The organism is Paraburkholderia panacisoli, assembly GCF_008369935.1.
GTDB classification, from domain to species: Bacteria; Pseudomonadota; Gammaproteobacteria; order Burkholderiales; family Burkholderiaceae; genus Paraburkholderia; species Paraburkholderia panacisoli.
Map to the genome: position 1 here is coordinate 24797 of NZ_VTUZ01000009.1, position 21627 is coordinate 46423.

Below are 21627 nucleotides of genomic sequence, written 5' to 3' on the forward strand. Positions count from 1 at the left end.
CCGGCCTATCCACCGCGGGCGGAAACACACGCCACGCACCATCGCCGTGCCTGAAGAAAAAAATGACAACCATGCCAGAGGGTCGCGACGCCTCGATACAGACGTAGCGCCCGTGACTCGACGTCAGGCGACTGCAGCGTGCAACCCGAGCGGGCATCGCCAGCGTGGGTGCTAGCCACTTGTCCACAAGCAACCGCAGCGACATCCGACCGGCGTCCATGATCTGCTCCTCCAACGTCCTTCAGTTTCACGCCTGCGCGTGCTTGACTACCCGCTGCCTGAATAATCGTGCGATTTCATGCAGTGCCTCACGGCACTTCAATTAATGCAACCTGCGTGCCAGTGGGATCATGTGTCAGACACTGCATGTCGGGCGCCGCTTTCGATCGACCGCTGGAGAAGGGAAAGCGCCGATCGTGAGTCACGAACGCGGGCCGGGCGACCCGCAGCGCACGTCGAACGGGTCGACGAAATCAATGAACTTGATCGCCCGCCCGCTTTTTCTATTGATCATTTCGTTGATCGGCAAAAACCCTGAGGGATGTTGGTTTATGCTGCCATGAACCCATCGAAGCCTGCACCGCCAGTTCGTTCACTTGGCCTCGGGCCGCGCGTCAATTTCCGCGATTCCACGTACAACCCGTCCCGAAGAACGGCGAGAGCAATCACCGGATCCGCGTTCACATTCCTGAATTGCTGAAGCGAGTTCCTCATATGAGAAACCCTGTGAGCGTTCTCCGACGGCGAACCCCGACGGGCCTCGATCAGGCAGCAACGAAACCCACGGAAATCATCAGGGCCTCACTCCTGTCGCCGCCCGTCAGTTGGATGTGTATTTGACGGTTCGGGTGCAAATAGGCTGTCTAGACGAGAACGTTTCGAGGTCGACAAGACAGGAACGCTCGCCGCTCAGACGTCGTTTGACAGAGCGGGACCGAAAAGCCTCCGCTTCAGCAGGATGGATGGGGCATCCTGCCCGGGTGAGTTTGCCAAGCGAGGCAAGTGATCGCGACTTGACGAGAGTTGCGCAATTGCGACATCATTCGTTGTCTGACATCTTTCTACGCCAATCTTGGGCAGCATGCTGAGACGTCACATGGCCGACAGTTCCGGGCAGATCAGCACCCCCGACCTCGAACGCCATAGAAAGAAAACGTATGCGGGACGTCCGATGACACGTATCCATTTCGCCCCTACCGAAACCAGAGCAAAGGGGTGGCGTTGAAAGGTCGCCGTCGGACTGGAACGCGGAGCGATTTGTATCGAGCGTCCCGATTCCGCCTCCCGGCATGCAAACCATCATTGCCTGGCACGAGCGAACTCCGCTATTTGAATAACATGAGTAACCTTACCGACAAAGTCGTCGCGACACTGTTTGAAGATATCGAGCGCGGGATGCTGAGGCCTGGCGACAAGATGCCGACCGAGGTTGCTCTAATGAAGAAACTTTCGGTAAGTCGCTCGGTAGTGCGCGAGGCTGTTTCGCGCCTGCAAGCGGCAAACGTCGTCGAGACCCGCCACGGTGTTGGCACATTCATTCTCTCTCCGTCGAAGAAGGAAGTTCTGCGTCTGCCCGCTTCGGACTTATCTGATCGCCTCGATGTAATGGCAATCATCGAATTCCGAATCGATCTTGAAGGGGCCTCGGCCGCTCTTGCTGCCAGTCGCCGCAACGATCAACACCTGAAGGAAATTGCAGGCGCACTCAGAAAATTTGATGACGAGATATCAAATGGCGATACTGACGTATTACGGCACGATGTCGAGTTTCATCTCCAAATCGCTCGAGCTAGTGGAAACCGCTATTTCTTTGACGTGCTGAGCCAAATGGGACGAGGCGTAAGTCCCCGCACTCGACTGGGTAAGGCGGAAATCGCGGAGCTCGATCACATCGAACGCCTGCGCACTGTTCAAAGCGAACATATGGCGATTTACCAGGCAATTGTTCGTCAGGACGCTGATGATGCCCGTGCAGCTATGCGCATACACCTGAGCAATAGCCGAGAACGACTTCGGCGCGCGTACGAATCGGCTGCAATGTAGCGGACGGGCACAAAAAGTAGACGGCATCTGGAGAGGTCATAAGAATGGATTCGCCGGTTGGTCCAGTTCACGCGCGACTCCCGAAAAGGCCGCGCCACGAGAGCTAGTGCGCACCACCGTTTTTTGCTTTCAGCCGTCGAACTCAGTAAACCGGATGCCCATTGATCAGACTTGGTAGCCAGGTCGAGAACCACGGTGCGTAGGTCACAATGTTGATCGCACTGAAGATAGCCAGGTAATACGGCCACGCTACCTTGGTGGTCTCCCCGATCGATACATTGCCGATTGCGCAGCCGATGAACTGCACCGAGCCGATCGGCGGATGCACGAGACCCAATGCGCAGTTCAGCAGGATCATGATGCCGAACTGCACCGGGCCCACGCCGTTATGCATCGCCATCGGCAGGAACAGCGGCGTGGTGATCAGGATGTGCGCCGCCATATCGACGAACGTGCCGAGGAAAATCTGGATCAGGTTGATGTACAGCAGCATCAGCCAGGGCAGCGCGGTCGCACCGTCGAGCATCCGTTCGATCGCGTCAGGAATATCCAGGTAGGCCATCTGGAAGCGCAGCATGTTCGACACGCCGATCAGCAGCAGCACCACGCCGGTGGTCTTGGCCGCCTTCGACAGCGCGTGACTCAGCTTCTTCATCGTCATCGAGCGATACACGACGATCGTCAGCGCCAGCGAATACGCGACGGCCACCGCGGCCGCTTCGGTCGCAGTGGCGATACCTCGCGCCACGCAGACCAGAATGATCGCGATCACCATCAGGCCCGGCACCGCGCCGATGAACGTGCGGCACACCGCCATCCAGCCCGGGAAGCGCTGCAGTTCGGTCGACCCGTCGGGACGGCGCGGATAGCCGTACTTGACCGCTTGCCAGTAGGCGGCGATCAGCACGAGGCCCATCACCCACAGCACCGGCAGCAGACCGGAGAACAGCAGATCGCCGATCGACACGCCGCTCATGTGCACGCCGTTCAGCGTGCCGGTGATGCCCTGCGCCGCGAACGCGTAGATGATCATGTTGGTCGAGGTGGGCATCAGCGCGCCCGCCAGCGACGAGTGGGTCGTGACGTTGACCGCATACGCGGCGCTGTAGCCTTCGCGCTTCATCAGCGGAATCACCACGCCGCCCATCGCGGACGTGTCCGCCGCCGGCGAACCCGACACGCCGCCGAACAGCGTGCACGCGACCACGTTGGCCATGCCGAGGCCGCCGCGGAAATGCCCGACCGTGGTCTGCGCGAAACGCAGGATGCGGTCCGCGATGCCACCGTGCAGCATCAGCTCGCCGGAGAAGACGAAGAACGGCACCGCGAGGAACGAGAACGCGTTCATGCCCGAGATCATCGACTGGAAGGCGGTTGCGGCCGGCAAGCCTTCATACAGATACGTCAGAACGCACGACAATCCCAGCGCAAATGAAACCGGAACCCCGAGAAGGAGGAGGACAAGAAAACTGATGGCAAGGAGGGCTAGTTCCATGATTGTTCTACTTTTGTTTCCGGGCGAGTTTGCTTCTTTGGGAAGAGCGCCAGCAGGTGCTCGAAGGAGAACATGGCGATGCAGACGCTGGCAATGACCGGGATGCAGTACCGCAATGCTTCGGGCAAGCCGAGAATCGGAATCCGGTCCTCTCGCGTGGTGATCGCCATCTCCAGGCAGCCGAAGAACACCGCCACGGCAAACGCGACCAGACACAGATGCTGAATCCCCGCCGCAATGACCTGGCCTTTCTCCGGCAAATTCTTGACGAGCGAGTCGAGACCGATATGACCGCCTTCGCGAACCTTCAGCGCGGCGCCGAACATGGCGATCACGATCACCAGCAGCAACGCGATGGGCTCCGCGAAATCCGGTGCGTCGCTGAAGACATAGCGCATCACGACGCTATAGATCACCAGCAGACAGAGCACGGCCAGACTTGTCGACGCCACGGCAGCCAGCACGCGAAAGAGAAAATCATTTGGGCGTTTCAGGAAACTCATTGATCCCATCCTTGCTTACGAAAGACCTGTCGCTAATAATCAGAAATGTCCGGGCTCCGGAATTCCTCCCGCCTATCGAATGGTTGCTTTAGTTCGAAGACTCTTAACAAATTTGTCGATTTGCTCCGCTTGCGCCTGCTGATACAACAATGGCTTCATCTCTTCAAAGGAAGGGACTTTCAAGGGACGAATGTCATCAAGTTTGATTATGTGGAAGCCATATCCCGATTTGATCGGCGTCTTCGTGTACTCACCCTTGTGAAGAGTGGAAAGCGCGTCGGCGAAAGGTTTGACGACCTTGCTGGAAGTAAGCCAGCCAAGCTCTCCCCCGTTGTATTTCGAACCTGGATCGACTGATTCCCGCGCGAGATCTTCGAATAGCGCCCCTTTGTTGAGCCGGGCGATGATGTCTTTAGCCTCCCCGTCGTCCTTCACCAGGATATGACGGACCTTATATTCGGTATTTCCGCCCTTCGCTTTCATGTCGTTGTACATCGCCTTCAGCTGATCGTCACTCACTGGGTTCTTCTTGAGAATGTCCTGTATATACGCCCTGACGATCTCGACCGCCCAGGTCGCCTGCGCCTGAGCGAGTACCTTTTGCCTGGCTGCCTCGGCACGCGCTGCGACTTCCGGGTTCCGGTCGAAGCCGACCTTCTCCGCATCCTGGAGGGAGGACCTCACGACGGATGAGTTCATCTCGAACGTGATCCCGCAACTGGGTCGAGTCGGAAATGCCTTGGGCTTGCGCCTGACCGAGATAGAGATCAGCGTCTGTCTGCGAGACCGGTTTGCCGTTTACCGTGACAAAAGCTTTATCCGCGGCGTTCGCAGTCGTGCAGGCGGTGACGCCAAGCAACAGCGCCAGTATCCATCGTGATAGTTCTTTCATTCGGACGATCGAAGACTCTGGTTAGACTGACTTTAGTGAATCACCTAAAGCGCAAATTGTGCAGCACTCGAAACTATCGTGAGAGGCCGAACTTGCGATTGCCTCGCAAGCACGAAACCATCACCACGTCTTTGAATCTCAATCTTTCTTTTCCCACCGGCTCTGACCAGACTATCGCCTGGTCAGAGCCGGTTACCTACTCGAAGTTATTGCGTAATGGTCCCCGCGAGAGTAAGGCTGCGCGACGAGTTACCGACGTAGACCGAATACGAGCCCGCCGGATTCGTCCATTGCTGCGCATCCTTATTCCAGGTGCCGAGCGGATGATTCGGAGCATTCGGGTCGATGGTCATGGTGATCGTCTGCGAAGCACCAGGATTCAGGCTAACCTTCTGGAATCCCACCAGGCGTTTAGGTGGCTCGCCCGCCGACGACGGCAGGGAAATATAGACCTGAGGAACTTCAGCGCCCGCCAATGCACCCGTATTTTTAACGACCGCGCTTACCGTGTAAGTACCGTTTGATCCAGACCTCACAGTCGGGTTGGTGATCGTAAATGTCGTGTACGAGAGACCGTAGCCAAACGGAAACGCCGGACTCTTACCCATTGCGTCGTACCAGCGATAGCCGATATTCAGTGCTTCACTGTAAGTGACAGTCGGGCTTCCATTGATCGTTACGCCGGGGTACTGGAATGGTGTGATCGAATCCATAAACCCCTGACCGGCCTGCGGGAAGGTCACCGGGAGCTTTCCTGACGGATTTGCGACACCCCACAGCAGGTTCGCCACGATATGCCCATCTTCCTCGCCCGGGAACCACGCCTCGAGAATTGCGCCCGCAGCAGAAGTGCCGCCGGTCAGAATCGAGGGATCCAACGCTTCGGCCGCGCTGTCTTTAAGAACGAGTACCGTGTTGCTGTTGGCCGCAACGATAGTGCGCAACAAGGCCAGCGTATTGCTGTTCTTCGCGGTGCTGGTTGTGGTAAGTGTGTTCGACTTCGGTGCGTACCAGTCGAGGGTATTGAGGTATTTGCCCGGATCGAGCGTAAGACCGCTCGAATCCGTGAAGGTCGCCTGGTCAGCACCTTCCTCCGACATCGAGCCAGCCATGAAAATGACAGCGTCAGCGCTGGTGGCTGCCGACTGGACATCGGCAATTGACGCCGCTGCATTGTCGATCGTGCCAGTCGAATTGTTATCATCGACGAGAGCGAGGCGAACCTGGACGCCCGTGTTCCCGAGGTTGGAAAGCGTGTCCTTGATACCTTGCACCGGAGTGACCGTGTACAGACCCGCGACGTCGGAACTACCACCGCCCGAACCCATCGGGTTGCCGACGGAGCTTCCGCCTGCAACCGCTTGTCGTGCGTAGACCTGAGTGGTCTTCCCGACCACAAGGACGTTTCGCACGGTCTTTTTCAACGGCAGAACGCCGTTATTCTGCAGCAGCACGGCCGACTGTTCCCCAACCTGCCTTGCAATCGCCCCGTCAGCTGTCGCATTAATGGCCGTCTGAGCAATCGGTCGATCAAAGATACCCGCACGGAACATCTGTGTGTATCGCCGAAGCAGAGCAGTATCGATATCGGAGGTCTGAATCTGCCCCGATGCCAGCGCCGCAGTCAGGTTCGCGGGCGACCAGTTCTGCGGAAGCGGCATTTCGTTATCCATACCTGCCAGCAATGTCGGAGCAGTGCTATGCGCCGCAAAAAAGTCCGACTGCACATAGCCCTTAAAGCCCCATTGACCACGGAGTACGTCAGAGAGGATGTGCTTCTGTTCGCACATCGAGAAGCCGTTCACCGCGTTGTACGAGCACATGACGGCGCCCACGCTGCCGGATTTCACCGCCATCTCGAACGGCAGCATGTAGAGCTCGTGCAATGTGCGGTCGTCCACGCTCTCCTGAATCGTCATGCGGTTCGTTTCCTGCTCGTTGGCGACCAGATGCTTGGCCATCGCAATCATGCCGTGGGCCTGGACTGCCTGGGTCTCCGCAACCCCCATCGTCCCCGTGAGATAGGGATCCTCGCCCATGTATTCGAAGTTACGACCTCCCACCGGCAATCTTGCCAGGTTCAGGCCGGGTGCTTCGAAGACATGGAGGGCAAGGTTGCCGCCCTCGACGCCGACCACGTTACCAAACTGGGTTGCCACGGAAGGGTCGAACGAGGCTGCCATCGCGATCGCCGACGGCAGGGCGGTTGCCTTGGCGGAACTCGAATCCGTGTAGGCCGCAAACCCCGTAGCTGAAGGAGAAACACAGTCATTCTGGCCAATGCCGACGGGGCCGTTGGTGATCCGCAGAGTGGGGATCGCGTATTTGGACAACCCGAGGATGTGACGGGCACCATAGCATTGCGGCAACTCAGGAAGGATCCCCGGATTCGAACCAGTGAGTTGCTCCTCCTTATCGGCAAGCGTCATTGCAGGGACGAGCAATGCTGCGCGTGCCTCCGGAGAGAGTGAAGTGTTCATCCATGGCATGACGGGCGTATTCGACTTTGGCGGATTCGAAGCCGTATTCGAGTCAGTACTCCCGCCACATGCGGCCAAAAAGAACACTAAGCTTGCAGCCGCTGCTGTTCGCGTCTCCACGATTCTTATAGACATGGTCTCTTTCCTCAGTTGTTGTGTGTACAAGAGCGAAATACTGTTCAACCGTTCTTATTTTTCGTACTGCGTATTTCTATCGTTTCGAGGTTCCGCGCGTTGACCACCCAAGTGCTGCATCAAGTGTCCGAGGCGCGCGAGATGACCTCGGAGCCCGGCGGCTTCCGACTCTTATTTCCAGGCTCTCGCGCGACGTCGGCAACTGGCACGACGAATCTAAGTCTCTGCGTTCCAAGGTAGGTGCATCGTAGATTAATATTTGTCATCAGACGACTAGGGTTTACTATGCATCAATTAAATCAATCACTTAGATTAGATCACAGACGTCTGATAAGCTTGCCGGCGGCGCGACGCACTTCTGTCGCACAGCCTTGGCCGCACCCGAAGGTCTTTCGTGACAAGCATGAACAGCAGGCATTGCCGAGTGCGGGGCAGCTGGCATGGCAGGCCGGAAGGCCGCTGTGCGCCTGAAAGAGGTCGTCGAGCTGATGAAGCAGCGTTTGGGCGCAGAGGGGCGAAGAACGCATCCGGTGAAGTCAGATGCGGGCGTGTGCCATTGCCCTTGGCGAATGACCGGTCTCCAGTGGCGGATTCAACCGGTGGATGCAACACACAAAGAATGCACAAGCAGTGCGAGTGTTGCAGATGAAACAGCGACGCCGAATTTATGACAGCGAGACGCAAAAAGCGCTGATGTGCGAACGCTGGTAGAAGGCCGAATCCCTCCACCATGTCGCTCGGCTTTTTAATCTAAACGAGTCGTGTACAACGGAATCCGGCCGGCACGGCGACATCGCTCGCGGCTGGCACTAACATTGGCCTGGCGCGAGGAGATATTGAGGGGCGCTCGTTGCTGGATATTCGATCCAGTCGATAGCCAGGAGACTCTTACCGGCCCCGCCACCATCTGCCGTGAGGCCAAACGTAACAGCGCGGCGTCTCCTGCTTCAGAATGCTGTCCTGATGATAGTTGGCAGGAGGAAGGACCGCCATTACATAAAGCTGGAATGCGTCCCGTGTTCGCCGATGATCCTGGCTTTGACTACGACGCCGGAAAGTTGTCGACCAACCTGACGCGCAAAGGAGTTTCGAATGAAAATTGAAAAAGTCCTGTACCGTGCTCATGCACACGTCGCCGGCGGGCGCGATGGACGTGCGACGGTTCCCGAGCGCAACGCGCGGTTGCGCGAACGCTAGAACCGGTACCCAATCCCGACAAACATGATCCACGGGTTCGCCGTGATGTGCGTCTTGTTGGTCAGCACGGGCTGACCGTTGGCGGCAATGGCCGAAACTGTCGCATTCGTCTTGAGGGGCAGATAGGTCACAGATGCGGTTGCATACCAGTTCTTGCTGATGTTATAGGAAGCCCCGGCATTGAACGCCGGATTCCATGACGGACTCAGCGAAGCCTTGGCCTGACCGCCCGGTCCCGCGACCTGCTGCAACGCTGAGCTGAAAGTCGGATTGAGTTCAGTATGCGAATACCATGTGTAATTGACACCGATACCGACAAAGGGACGCAGCCGTGTCTGCGCCGCGCCGAAGTAGTACTTGAGGAAGAGAATGGGTGGCCACGCTCTGGTGCTGGCGAGGGGTTGCAGACTGCCGAAGTCGAGCGTCGGCCCCTTTGGACCGAACGGAGCCGCCGTCCCCTGCGCGTAGAGTTTGAGCTTGGGTGGCACACCCGTAGCCAGGTCCAGCGCGATATTGTCCGTGATGAAATACGTGAATGCGAGTTCAGCGGTGAACGTATTGTGTATCTGACCACCGGTTGTTGGCGACGTAAAGGTGCCTGCCGCCGAAGTACTCTGTAGCGCCGTCGCAGACGACGGACCAAAGTCCATCCAGGTACCTCCCGCACTCGTTATCAGACTCCCCGCGCTTTGCGCCATCGCGCCATGACATATCAGACCCGCTATCAGCGCGAGGTACGCAATCCGTTTCATTCTCTCCTCCACTATTTTATTAGTTATCCAAAATGACCGGTAAAATCGTTTAACCGGTCATTGGCATTTCTTCCAGCACGTTCGATTCAGAACTGCTCGATCGGAATGTCGATTGCGCCGGATGCGCCGAGCAGGATCGCCTTTTGAAGAGCGTGAGCTTTTGGCAAGATTTTTTCCGCATAGAATCGCGCGGTGGCAAGCTTCGAGCGGTGAAATTCCTGATCTTCACCCGCTGCATCCTGTTTCGACGCGACCAGCGCAGCGCGCGCCATCTGCCATCCGCCGCAGACATATCCCGTCATCATCAGATAATCGACGGAGCTCGCCAGGGCTTCATCAATGTCTGTCGTCAACACGCGCAACATCCACTCCGTGGCGTCTTCAAGCGCCTGCACACTTGCCGCGAAAGCCGTGCAGATCGGCGCGAGCCGAGCGTCCGCGCTTTGCTCGAGTTGCAGCGCGACGCTGCGCATCTCCACAACCAGTTTGGACATCGCCGCTCCGCCATCCGACGCGAGCTTGCGTGCCACCAGGTCGGCCGCCTGAATGCCCGTCGTGCCCTCGTAGATCGTCGCGATGCGTGCATCGCGGAGAAACTGGCACGCGCCCGTTTCTTCGATGTAGCCCATCCCGCCATGCACCTGCACACCCAGCGATGCGATCTCGACGCCCAGTTCGGTACACCATCCCTTCAGCACCGGGATCAACAGGTCGACACGCGCCTGGTGGCGCGCACGTTCACTGTCGTCCGGGTGCCTGTGCGTGCGATCCATGTCGGCCGCCATGACGTAGGCAAACGCGCGCATCGCTTCGATCTGGGACTTCATCGTCAGCAACATGCGGCGGACATCCGGGTGATGAATGATCGCCACCGCCTGGGCCGAGCGGCTTGCCGCGAGGCGTCCCTGCACACGCTCCTTCGCATACTCACGGGCTTGCTGGTACGCGCGCTCCGCCATCGCGAGCCCCTGGATACCCACCTTCTGGCGCGCTTCGTTCATCATCGTGAACATGTGCGCGAGGCCTTTGTTTTCGTGTCCGACGAGATAACCGATCGCGCCATCCTTGTCGCCAAAGCTCATCACACAGGTTGGACTCGCATGGATACCCAGCTTGTGCTCGAGGGATACGCAGTGGACATCGTTGCGCTGTCCCGGCGAGCCGTCAGCGTTCAGCAGGAACTTGGGCACGAGGAACAGCGAAATCCCACGCACGCCTTCGGGCGCATCGGGCGTTCGAGCGAGGACGAGATGAATCACGTTGTCCGTCATATCGTGGTCGCCCCACGTGATGAAGATTTTCTGGCCGTAAAGGCGGTAGTGATTGCCCTCCGGCACGGCCTTCGTGCGCACCGCGGCGAGATCCGATCCCGCTTGCGGTTCGGTCAGATTCATCGTGCCTGTCCACGTGCCGCTGATGAGATTAGGCAAGTAGCGTTGCTTGAGATCCCCCGAGCCATGCTGCCGCAATGCCTCGGTGGCGCCGGCCGTCAAGAGCGGGCACAGCGCGAACGCCATATTGGAGGAATTCCACATCTCCACGGCCGCCGCGTGCAGCAGTTCGGGCAGACCCTGGCCGCCGAACTCGGGATCGCCACTGAGGCCGCTCCACCCTCCCGCGGAAAATTGCCGGTACGCTTGTGCAAAACCGTCCGCGGCAACGACGCCGTCCTGCGTCAGACGCGCGCCCTGCTCATCGCCTGTCCTGTTGAGCGGCGCAAGCACTTCTGCCGCGAGCCTGGCGGCTTCTTCGAGTACTGCGTCAGCCAGTTCCGGTGTGGCCTCCTCCAGGCCCGGCAACGAAGACAACGCGCCGAGATCGGCCAGTTCCGTCATCGCGAAGCGCATGTCGCGCAGCGGTGCAATATAGGTGCTCATGGTTTGTCCCGAATCAGTTCTGTTGCAGTTTGTCCAGTTCGCCGGACAATTCCGGCAACACCTTGAAGAGGTCTCCCACGATCCAGTAGTCGGCGACCTGGAAGATCGGCGCCTCTTCGTCCTTGTTGATGGCAACAATCACCTTCGAGTCCTTCATCCCGGCCAGATGCTGGATCGCGCCGGAAATGCCCACGGCGATATACAACTGTGGCGCGATCACCTTGCCGGTCTGGCCGACCTGATAGTCATTCGGTGCGAACCCGGCGTCCACCGCCGCACGTGACGCGCCGACGGCTGCGCCGAGCTTGTCGGCAATGCCGTCCAGCAGCGCGAAGTTCTCGCCGGAACCCATGCCCCGGCCGCCTGAAATCACCCGTTGCGCGGACATCAGGTCCGGACGCTCCGAGCGCGTCAGTTGCTGGCTCACGAAGCGCGAACCTTGCACTTCAGGAGCGGGCGCCAAGGCTTCGATCGCGGCGGCCCCGCCTTCAGCCGGCGCCGCCGCAAAGGCTGTCGTTCGAACGGTGATGACCTTGATGGCGTCCGCGCTTCGCACCGTCGCGAGCACATTGCCCGCATAGATGGGGCGCACAAACGTATCGGAGGACTCGACGGCAACGATCTCCGAGATCTGCGCGACATCGAGCAGCGCGGCCACGCGCGGCATCACGTTCTTCGCGGTCGTGGTGGCCGGCGCCACGATGTGGCTGTATTGCCCGGCAACTGTCACGATGAGTGCGGCGAGGTTCTCGGCCAACGCGTGACCGTAGTGCGCGGCATCGACAGCAAGCACGCGGGTCACGCCGGCAACACGGGCCGCCTGCTCGGCCACCTTGGCGCATTGCGCTCCGGCCACGAGAACATGAATGTCGTCGCCAATCCGCGCGGCGGCCGTGACGGCGTTCAGCGTGGCTGTCCTGAGCGCCTGATTGTCGTGCTCTGCAATAACGAGTACGGGCATTTCTTTCCCCTTCGATCAGATTACGTGAGCAACGTTTTTCAACTTGCTCACCAGTTCCGCAGCGTCTGCCACGCGCACGCCCGCTTCGCGCTTCGCGGGTTCCGCCAGCTTCAGCGTCGTCAGCCTCGGTGTGACGTCGACACCGAGTGCGTCCGGTGTCACGACATCCAAGGGCTTCTTCTTCGCCTTCATGATGTTGGGCAACGTGGCGTAGCGCGGGGTGTTCAAGCGCAAATCGGTGGTGACGATGGCGGGCAGATCGACTTCGATTGTTTCCAGACCGCCGTCGATCTCGCGCGTCACGGTGGCGGCTCCCGCTGCGACCGTCACTTGCGACGCGAACGTCGCCTGCGGCCAGCCGAGCAGCGCCGCCAGCATCTGACCGACCTGGTTGGCGTCGTCGTCGATCGCCTGCTTGCCGAGCAGCACCAGTTGCGGCTGTTCCTTGTCGACCAGCGCCTTGAGCAGTCCGGCCACTGCGAGCGGCTGCAATTCGGCATCCGTCTCGACCAGAACGCCGCGGTCCGCGCCGATCGCCATCGCCGTGCGCAGCGTTTCCTGGCACGCGGGCACGCCGCAGGACACCGCGACCACCTCGGTCACGACACCCGCTTCCTTCATGCGCACGGCCTCCTCCACGCTGATTTCGTCGAACGGGTTCATCGACATCTTCACGTTCGCGATATCGACGGCGCTGCCGTCGGCCTTGACGCGAACCCTTACGTTCGCGTCTACGACGCGCTTGACAGGTACAAGTACTTTCATTGCCTACTCCGTTGGTACAAAAGTGCTGCATCCGGCCGGCCCACGGGAGCGGCCGAAGGGATGCTGCATCGTTCGATGGATGACCTCGTGAAAAGCGTCACGCCCGCTCGGCAAACACGCTGCCGGGCTCACGCTCGAACATGTCGACGAGATAGCGTTCCAGTGGCTTTTCCGACGCGGTCTTCGGTATTTCCGTCACCACCTGGACCCAGGAAATGACAGAGCTTGCTTCCAGCTTCGCGCGGCACGCGCGGAACACCTGCTGCGTGTCGAAGTCATGGGGGCGCTTGGGCACGACGGCCGCCACCACGTCTTTCTCACCCGGCACACCCGACGCAGCCTTCACGCCATAGACGTAGACGTCCTCGACTGCCCCTGACTCGGCGATCACTTTCTCGATCGGTGCTGGATTGATGAACTCGCCGTTGTGGCGAATCCCGCCGCCCTTGCGGTATTCGAAGAACAGCCAGCCGTTCTCGTCCTCACGCACGACGTCGCCCATGTGCAGCCAGCCGTCCTTGCACTTTTTCGCCGAGGCCTCCGGATTGCCGAAGTATTCGACGTTGAACGGCGAGCCATCCGCCGGTCTGAAGAGCAGTTCGCCCGGCTCCCCCTTCACGCAGTCGTTGCCCTCGTCGTCGACGATTCGATGCTGGAGGACGGGCGCCGGCTTGCCGATGCTGCCGACCGGGCCGACGCCGCGCGGCTTCACGGTGATGCCCCCTTCCGCCGCGCCGTAGAACTCGACGATCCCGACACCGAAGCGCTTCTCGAACGCGGTCCAGATCGAAGCCGGCATGCCTGCGGAAATCACGAAACGCACGGGGTTGTCCGCGTCATCGGGCGTCGCGGGTTCGCTGTAGATTGCCGTCGTCATGCCGCCGAGCAGCGTGAAGGTGGTGCATCGATATTGGCGGGTGATGTCCCACAGCCGCGACTTCGTGAAGCGACGCGACAGCACCGCGCGCATGCCCGCCGTCAGCGATGCTCCCAACGTCACGATCTGCGCGTTGGCATGCGTGAGCGACAGTCCGGAGTACGGCCGGTCATCGGGTGCGTAACCGAACAGCGCCGAAACCGCCGCCGACGTTGCGCAGTAGCGCTGATGTGTCATGACGATGCCCTTCGGGTCGCCCGTCGTGCCGGACGTGAAGATCAGCTGCATGGCGTCTGCCGGGTCGCGAGCGATGACGGTCAAATCAGGGACGTGCGCCGGCAGCAACGCCCGCAAGGACGCGACACCGCGGTAGTCCGACAACGGCTTGCCGCCTTCATCCGTTTCGAGCGCGATGACCCAGGACAGACGCGCAAGCGAACCCCGCACTGCCATGAGGTTGTCGAGCGTGTAGTCCGCGGCGATCACGCCCCGGCATTGCGCGTGGTCGAGCATGAACGCGAGCTTGTCGCCTTTCGCGCGTGGATCGATTGGCACGAAGACCGTGCCCGAAATCGATGCGGCGACCATCGCGTCGACAAATTCCGCATGATTGGCCATCAGCAACGCGAAATGATCGCCGGGACGCAAGCCCTGATCGATCAGCACCTGTGCGAGCCGCTGGCCGTTCTCCCAGAACTGCCGGTAAGTGCGCACCTCATCCGGGCGGACGCCGGCACCTTCGACGGTGAGCACGTCGAGATCCGGCATGGTCTCGACGCGATTGGCGATCAACGCTGCCAACGTGGCTTCGGGTCTCGTGCTCATGGCACTGAATCTCCTATGTCGACACAGTTGCTTCAATTCCTCACAGATGCTGTCCGGCCTGCAGCCGTCACAGTCCACGCATTACGCGATTCATCGACCCTCATCGGCCGAGAATCGTGATGCAGGCCACGGCCTCCTCCACCCCGCACAGACCGCCGCCGTTTTCGGCGATCGCGATGCGCGCGCCTTCCACCTGGCGAGCTCCCGCGTCGCCGCGCAATTGCATGACGAGTTCATGAATCTGGCCCAACCCGGTCGCGCCGATCGGATGTCCTTTCGATTCGAGGCCGCCGGATGGATTGATCGGAATCCGTCCTCCGATCGAGGTATCGCCCCGTTCGGCGCAGATGCCGCCCATCCCCGGCTCGCATAAGCCGAGCACCTCGGACTGGATGATTTCGCCGATCGCCGTCGCGTCGTGGACCTCGGCGACCGACACGTCCCCCGGTGCCACACCGGCCTGCTCATACGCGCTCGATGAACCCAGCCGGACCAGATGCTGGTCGAGCGCCGCAGCCGGCCGATCGGTTCCCGTCTGAAGCACGGAGGCGAGCACACGAATGGCCCGCGAGCGCCGTCCCTTGAGCATGTCGAGCCCGGCCTCGCTGCATACGATCGCCGCCGCCGCCCCGTCGCTGACAGGCGAGCACATCGGCAGAGTGAGCGGATACGTGATCGGCGGCGCGGCGAGGATCTCGTCGATCGAGTAAGCCTGCCGATATTGCGCGAGCGGATTGTGGACCGAGTGCCGATGGTTCTTCGCCGACACGGCGGCGAACTGCCGCTGGGTGGTGCCGAACTCGCGCATGTGCATGCGGCCCATCGATGCGTAGATGTCCATGAATACGCTGTAGGGCTTCGTCGATACGCTGCCATCGGGCGGCTCGATGCCGTAGCCCATTTCCAGCAGTCTGCGCTTGCCGTTCTCCGTGTCATGCACGTCCCACGCACCGTCGAATGCGCTGAACGTGCGCGCCTTGTCCGGTGAAAACATCTTCTCAGCGCCCACCGCCAGCACGATATCGGCGGCACCTGCCCTGACGTAGTTCACCGCGAGGTGAAACGCGGTACTCGCGCTTGCACACGCGTTCTCGACGTTGATCACAGGTATCCTGTCGATGCCCATCGCACGCAGCGCGAGCTGGCCGCGGATCATCTGCTGACCCTCCATATGCCCCTGCGTGGAATTGCCGAAAAACGCTCCCTGCAGTTGCCTGCTGTCACAGCCCGCGTCCGCGAGCGCACCGCTTGCCGCTTCGTGCGTGAGCCGCTTCACGCTCATGTCCAGATGCTTGCCGAATGGCGTCATGCCGACGCCCGCGATGTACACTTCGCCGTTCATTTCATCTCTCCACCACCGAGTTCCCGGTGCCGCGAGCGCGTAGCGCCCGCCGCCGCTGTCAGACGTTTTTCACCTCGTAGGCCAGATAGCCTTCTTCCGCCAGTGCGGCGACGAGGCTGCGTGCGCCGAACGCTTGCGCCGGCGAAACAAAGCCGGCTGCATGCAGTTGCCCTCGCAACACACGGCGCACGGCTTCCGCGCCCAGCACACCCGTTTGCGCATACGGCGAATTGCCTCGCAAAATCACGCTGACCGAATTCGTATTGCCCCGCCCCTGACACGAAAGCGTGCAGCGGTTGACGTCGGGGTTCTCGCGCGCGGGCTCGACCTGGGTCACGGCCTTGCCCCACTCGTTGGTGACCTCTTCCTGTCTGGCGGCGTCGAGCGGACGGCACTCGGCCTCGAACTTCTTCAGCAGGCCGACCACGGCGTTGAAGCGCTCCTGGTTCCTGAACGACACGAGTGTCTGGCAATTGCGCACGCGCGGATCATCTGCGTACCAGATCGGCTCGCCACCGCCGCCCCAGGGCAACGCGTTCAGCAGCATGTGTTCTCCCGGCACGTGAACCTGATACGGTGTCGCCCACGGCCATTGCATCAGTTCGTTGTTACGCAGGAAAAACTGCGGCTTCGTGCACATCCGCAGAAACGACATCGTCGACGCGACGCTCACTTCGGAGTCGCCGAGATAGACCAGGTCGAGCGTATCGATACCCGGCGTCTCCAGCGCAATCTCAGCCGCCAGGTTGCCTTCCGTCCACATGTACGAGTTGCCCGGACACAGCGCCAGACCTTTCGCCGCAAATGCCTCGCCGTAGGCATGCTTGAGCAGCGACATCCAGTCGGTTTCGCCCGTCGTGTCGAAGTAGTGGCAACCCGCCGCCAGGCTTGCCTCGACCACCGGCCGTCCCAATTGCATGAACGGCCCGACAATGTTGACGACTGCCTTTTTTCCGTTGAACAGTTCGGTGAGTGCAGCCGTTTCATGTTGAATCCCAACGCACTGGTAGTCATGACCGACCAGTTCGGGCACTTTCGCCAGCTCCTCTTCCAGCCGCTCCTTGCTGCGCCCCGCGGCGATGAAGGGAATGCCACGCTCGGCGAGTTTCCACGCCGTCAATTTGCCCGTGTATCCACTTGCGCCATAGAGCACCACGTCGTATGCCTTTGCCATTTCACCGTCTCCTTCCAGTTCCATTGAATGCGCGAGCGCCGTGTCCCGCTCAAAGCAGTTCCGGGTCGATCAGGTAATAGCCGCCCTTGATCGCAAGGACTTCGTTGCAGCCATCCTCGATCAGCGACGCGCGGGCATCGCGCCAGATCTTCTCGATCGGGTATTCGCGTGTCAGGCCGTTGCCGCAGAAGATCTGCAGCGCGTCATTGGCGACCTCGAAGGCGGTCTGGGTCGCCGTGATCTTGGCCGTCATCGCCGCATGCAATGACGGCTTCGGCGCGGTGAAGTTGTAATGCACGACGCGCTGCGCGAGCGCACGCGCCGCCTCCACTTTGCGGAACATGTGAAAGAGCCGCGAGGCGACCGACTGATGCCGGATGATCGGCAAGCCGCCCTGTTTGCGTTCATGCGCGTAGGCGAGCGCCAGCTCGAACGCGGCGCGTGCCGTGCCCGTGAACACGGTGGCCATGATCGCGTTGGCAAACGTGTGAATGGCATAGACGGCATCGAGGTACTGGTCGGGTCCGGCAAGGATATGGTCCTTCGACAGCCTGACGTCTTCGAAGAAGAGTTCACCCTGGTTGAGCGAGCGCTGGCCGACCTTGTCGAGCGGCTTGCCGCGCGACACGCCTTTGGCATCGAGCGGGACGATGATCACCGCGCCGCGCTTCGTGTCGACGCCGGCGCCGCTGTCCGAGGCGCAATAGAGAATGCATACGTCCGCGACGATGCCATTGGACACCCACGCCGCCTTTTGTCCGTTGATGATCACCTCGTCCCCACGCAAGGTCGCCACGCAGTTGGGTCGCCCGTACGCGCCTTGCGGGTGAAAGATCATGCCGTTCGCGTCGAGCATGTCGGAGCCGTGATCGGGCTCCGTGATCGCCCAACAACCCAGCTTTTCATCCGGTGCGAGCGACCGGCAGAACGCATTGCCGTATGCGGCGGTCATCAGCGCGGGCAGCAGCCCTGCGCCGTGCGTGATCGCGAGTCCGGCATCGCCCCAGCCCAGTTCTTCGAAGAGGATGCTCATCGTCTTCGCCCGCTCGGCGGGTTCGAGTTCGAGCAACCCGTCGACGCCGAAGCCGAGCCCGATGAATTTTTCGCGAGCCTCCCAGTAGGGCGAGCCCGGCGCGATCACCTCTTCAGGCGTCATGCGGTCCAGCTTGATACCCACGGGACGCATCACTTCCTGCGCGTACCGATGGACCGTCTGCTGGACCATCTGGCTCATCTCGGACATCTCCGGCTCGGCGCCGAGTGGACCGAGCTTGTGCGTCGCAACATAATTCGGTGCGGTAGACATGTCTCCTCCTTGGAGGTGGTTGGCGTATCATCGGGTGAACAGTGCGCCGCACTGGGCACACGCCCGGCTAGCTGCCATGAGCGGTGACTCGCGCACTGGACCGTTTTCCGGCTGCACTTTGATCTCCTCTATGGAATCCATAGTGGCTCCGCGTGGCGCTGCGCAACATCCCCCGTATAGGGGAGCGCGATCGCCTGAGCAGGGGATGGCAGCCGGAGTCGCCCCGAGTGTCCGGAGCCGCCGATGCAATTGACCGACGTGATCGCGCCATGCATACCCTCGCCGCTTCTGGCCACGAAGCTGCTTCCGCCACGCTTGCCGAGCGGGCTGATCGATCGCCCGCGGCTGATCGAGCTGGCGGCGTATGCAGAAGACAAGCGGCTCACCGTCATCAAGGCACCCGCGGGCTTCGGAAAGACTTCGCTGGCGCTCGCGTGGCTCAAGCACTTACGGACGAGCGGCGCGCACGTTGCATGGCTCTCGCTCGACACGGACGACGACGAACCCGCCCGCTTTCTAAACCATCTCGCGCAGGCATTGCGGCAGGCTTGCGGCAACGTCGGTGCGTCGGCGATCGGCCTGACCGCCGAAGCCTCCCTCGTCCCCGCGCAAAGCATCGTGGCGACGCTGATCAACGAGCTGGTCGAAGTCGATGACGAGGTCTATCTCTTCCTCGACGACTATCACCTGATCAGCCTTCCCGTCATTCATGATGTCGTGGCGTACTTCATCGAGCACGCGCCGTCGCACGTGCATGTAGTCGCCTGCACCCGTGTCGATTCCACGCTTCCGCTCGCGCGCTTGCGGGCGAGGAACGAACTGCTGGAAATCGACGCAACGGCGCTGCGCTTCAACTTCGACGAGACGCGATGCTTCATCGAACGCGAGTGTCCGGGCAAGCTGGGCGCCGGCACGATCAAGTCGCTGTTCGCGAGCACCGAGGGCTGGGCTGCGGCGCTACGCATTTCGGCCGCGGTGCTGGTACGGGAAGAGCGAAAGCCGGGTTTGGAATCAGGCACGCCATCCGGCGCGTCCCGGCCGTTCGCCGCCTACCTCGAAGACATACTGAAACATCTGCCCGCGACGATGGTCGAGTTCATGCTGCGCACGGCGATACTCGACCGGCTGACCGCCCCGCTGTGCGAAGCGGTGACGGGCGTCGAGCGCAGCCAGAGCATGCTGGAAGCGATCGCCGCGCGCCAGCTGCTGCTGGAGCCGATGGACGTCGAAGGGCACTGGTTCCGCTATCACCATCTGATGCGCGACTACCTGTGCCAGCGGCTTGAAACACAGTACCGCGACGAGGTGGCGGACGTGCACCGCCGCGCGTGTCAGTGGTACGCACAACAGGAGCAATGGACGGACGCTGTCAGACACGCCATCGCAGCAGGCGCGACCGACGAAGCGATCGCGCTGATGGCGCGCTGCGCGATGTCGCTTGTCACGAAAGGCGATCTGCTCACGCTGCTGGGCTGGCAGCGCCAGTTCCCGGCGCACCTGATGCGAGAACAGCTGCAGGTCAGGCTGGCGATCGCCTGGGGCATGGCGCTGGCATTACGCTTTGACGACGCGTTTGCGATGCTCGATGCGCTGGAGCGCGACGCCGCCGCCAGCACGGGCGCCGAAACCGAACGCATGCGCTGGGAATGTCAGGCGATCCGTGCGGTCCTGGCTGCGTTGCAGGACGATTCGCAACGAGCGCTCGCGATGGCGCAGGCCTGTCTTGACCGGCCCTCGGACGATGTCTGGACCACCAACGTCGTATCCAACGTCGTGCGGTTCGGGCACTGGAAAGCGGGCAACCTCGAAGCGCTTTATGCAACACCCTGGGTTCCCTATTCCATCGAGGACGACCAACGCAATGTGTTCTCTTCGGTGTACCGGCTGTGCCTGCTCGGTCACACGGAAATGCAGCAGTTGCACTTCGTGCTCGCTGAGCGGTATTTCATGGAGTCAATGCAACTGGCCGAGCGTTACTCCGGGGCGCAGTCCATCTCTGCCGCCCTGTGTGCGCCAATGATCGCGCAGCTCCGGTATGAGCAGGGCCGTCTGGATGAAGCCGAGGCGCTCATCCTCGATCTGATGCCGATTGTCGATCTGGCCGTCATGCTGGATAGCGTGCTGATCGCCTATCGTCTGCTCATCCGGATTGCGGTTGCTCGATCGAACGCCGCGCAGGCATACGCGCTGCTCGATCGTGCGCAAGCCCTCGGCCACAGGCGCGGTTGGCATCGCCTGATTGCGGCGGCGCTCGTCGAACGCACGCGGCTGCATATCAGCGAAGGAAGAATGGCGGAAGCCTCGGCGTGCGTTACCGAACTCGATGGGCTTGCTGCCCGAGGCCCGCAATCGTCCCCTCCTGTCTCAGCCGAGATCGACAACTATCGCTCACTCGCCACGGCCTGTGTGGCGATGGCGCAGAATCGAACGCGCGAAGCCGTCGAGTCATTGAGCGCTGCACGGCGCAGCGCCGAAAGCCGTCACGGCGACTACCTCGCATTACGCCTGCGAATCACGCTCGCACTCGCCTGGATGGCCGCGGGTCAAACGCGCGAGGCGCTCGAGGTGTTTGGCGAAGTCGTGAAAGTGGCCGCGCACGCGGGCATTTACCAGTCCATTCTCGACCAGGGTCGTGAAATCGGCGCGCTATTGCAGGCGGTTCGCGACGATACACGTAACACAGCGCAGACGAAGGACGTGTTGAGTTACAACGATCGTCTGCTCGAAGGCTGGCGTGCGCTCTATCAGCCCGACAGCCAGTCTCAGCGCGACGCCGAACGCGAATCGCTGAGCGCGCGGGAACGCGAGATTGTCGGGTTGATAGCGCAAGGGGAGTCGAACAAGGAAATCGCACGCAGTCTCGGGATTGCGCCTGAAACAGTCAAATCCCATGTGAAGAGCATTTTCGTGAAGCTCGAGGTCGACAAGCGCGCGCATGCCGTCTCACGCGCGCAAACGTTGGGGCTGCTGCACAATAGCTAGCCAGAGCGCGCATTGCGCGGC

At 60.9% G+C, this 21627-nt stretch carries 14 protein-coding genes and 2 pseudogenes; 4 read left to right on the forward strand and 12 right to left on the reverse strand.

Going from position 1 to position 21627, the window contains the following annotated elements:
- Window positions 1-1338 precede the first annotated feature (1338 nt).
- On the forward strand, window positions 1339-2043 hold the full coding sequence (locus FVF58_RS15170; protein ID WP_149670720.1) for a FadR/GntR family transcriptional regulator: 705 nt from the start codon (window positions 1339-1341) through the stop codon (window positions 2041-2043).
- 142 nt (window positions 2044-2185) lie between these two features.
- Here FVF58_RS15170 and FVF58_RS15175 read toward each other — a convergent pair whose 3' ends face one another.
- From FVF58_RS15175 to FVF58_RS15190, 4 genes are all read right to left on the reverse strand, one after another.
- Complete coding sequence (locus FVF58_RS15175) at window positions 2186-3538, reverse strand: TRAP transporter large permease (protein ID WP_149670721.1); 1353 nt, start codon at window positions 3536-3538, stop codon at window positions 2186-2188.
- On the reverse strand, window positions 3529-4041 hold the full coding sequence (locus FVF58_RS15180; protein ID WP_149670722.1) for a TRAP transporter small permease: 513 nt from the start codon (window positions 4039-4041) through the stop codon (window positions 3529-3531). Before FVF58_RS15180 ends, FVF58_RS15175 begins: the two co-directional genes overlap by 10 nt.
- Window positions 4042-4113: 72 nt before the next feature.
- The gene (locus FVF58_RS15185) at window positions 4114-4740 is read right to left on the reverse strand and encodes a peptidylprolyl isomerase (protein ID WP_246217061.1); all 627 of its coding nucleotides are present in this window, start codon (window positions 4738-4740) and stop codon (window positions 4114-4116) included.
- A 399-nt stretch (window positions 4741-5139) separates the two neighbouring features.
- The gene (locus FVF58_RS15190) at window positions 5140-7413 is read right to left on the reverse strand and encodes a beta-glucosidase family protein (protein WP_246217062.1); all 2274 of its coding nucleotides are present in this window, start codon (window positions 7411-7413) and stop codon (window positions 5140-5142) included.
- Window positions 7414-8193: 780 nt separating this feature from the next.
- On the opposite strand from FVF58_RS15190, the pseudogene FVF58_RS54720 reads away from it, so the two are divergent.
- Window positions 8194-8480, forward strand: a pseudogene (locus FVF58_RS54720) (helix-turn-helix domain-containing protein); the annotation flags it as partial.
- Window positions 8481-8640: 160 nt separating this feature from the next.
- Window positions 8641-8724 (forward strand): annotated as a pseudogene (locus FVF58_RS15195) (organic hydroperoxide resistance protein); the annotation flags it as partial.
- A 17-nt stretch (window positions 8725-8741) separates the two neighbouring features.
- Here FVF58_RS15195 and FVF58_RS15200 read toward each other — a convergent pair.
- The 8 genes from FVF58_RS15200 to FVF58_RS15235 all read right to left on the reverse strand — a co-directional run bounded on the left by FVF58_RS15200 (window position 8742) and on the right by FVF58_RS15235 (window position 18624).
- Complete coding sequence (locus FVF58_RS15200) at window positions 8742-9497, reverse strand: OmpW/AlkL family protein (protein ID WP_149670724.1); 756 nt, start codon at window positions 9495-9497, stop codon at window positions 8742-8744.
- Between the two features lie 86 nt (window positions 9498-9583).
- Window positions 9584-11374, reverse strand: coding sequence for an acyl-CoA dehydrogenase C-terminal domain-containing protein (locus FVF58_RS15205; protein ID WP_149670725.1), 1791 nt, complete (start codon window positions 11372-11374; stop codon window positions 9584-9586).
- A 13-nt stretch (window positions 11375-11387) separates the two neighbouring features.
- Window positions 11388-12335, reverse strand: coding sequence for an electron transfer flavoprotein subunit alpha/FixB family protein (locus FVF58_RS15210; RefSeq protein ID WP_149670726.1), 948 nt, complete (start codon window positions 12333-12335; stop codon window positions 11388-11390).
- A 15-nt stretch (window positions 12336-12350) separates the two neighbouring features.
- Entirely contained in the window at window positions 12351-13100 is a 750-nt protein-coding gene (locus FVF58_RS15215; RefSeq protein ID WP_149670727.1) for an electron transfer flavoprotein subunit beta/FixA family protein, read from the reverse strand.
- A gap of 97 nt (window positions 13101-13197) precedes the next feature.
- Complete coding sequence (locus FVF58_RS15220; protein ID WP_149670728.1) at window positions 13198-14802, reverse strand: AMP-binding protein; 1605 nt, start codon at window positions 14800-14802, stop codon at window positions 13198-13200.
- 100 nt (window positions 14803-14902) lie between these two features.
- Complete coding sequence (locus FVF58_RS15225; protein ID WP_149670729.1) at window positions 14903-16144, reverse strand: thiolase family protein; 1242 nt, start codon at window positions 16142-16144, stop codon at window positions 14903-14905.
- Window positions 16145-16202: 58 nt separating this feature from the next.
- Window positions 16203-17318 (reverse strand): saccharopine dehydrogenase family protein, encoded by a 1116-nt coding sequence (locus FVF58_RS15230; protein WP_149670730.1) that lies wholly within the window; start codon window positions 17316-17318, stop codon window positions 16203-16205.
- Window positions 17319-17367: 49 nt separating this feature from the next.
- On the reverse strand, window positions 17368-18624 hold the full coding sequence (locus tag FVF58_RS15235; protein WP_149670731.1) for an acyl-CoA dehydrogenase family protein: 1257 nt from the start codon (window positions 18622-18624) through the stop codon (window positions 17368-17370).
- A 243-nt stretch (window positions 18625-18867) separates the two neighbouring features.
- Here FVF58_RS15235 and FVF58_RS15240 point away from each other — a divergent pair, with 243 nt between their 5' ends.
- Complete coding sequence (locus tag FVF58_RS15240) at window positions 18868-21606, forward strand: winged helix-turn-helix domain-containing protein (RefSeq protein WP_149670732.1); 2739 nt, start codon at window positions 18868-18870, stop codon at window positions 21604-21606.
- The last annotated feature ends 21 nt before the right edge of the window (window positions 21607-21627 follow it).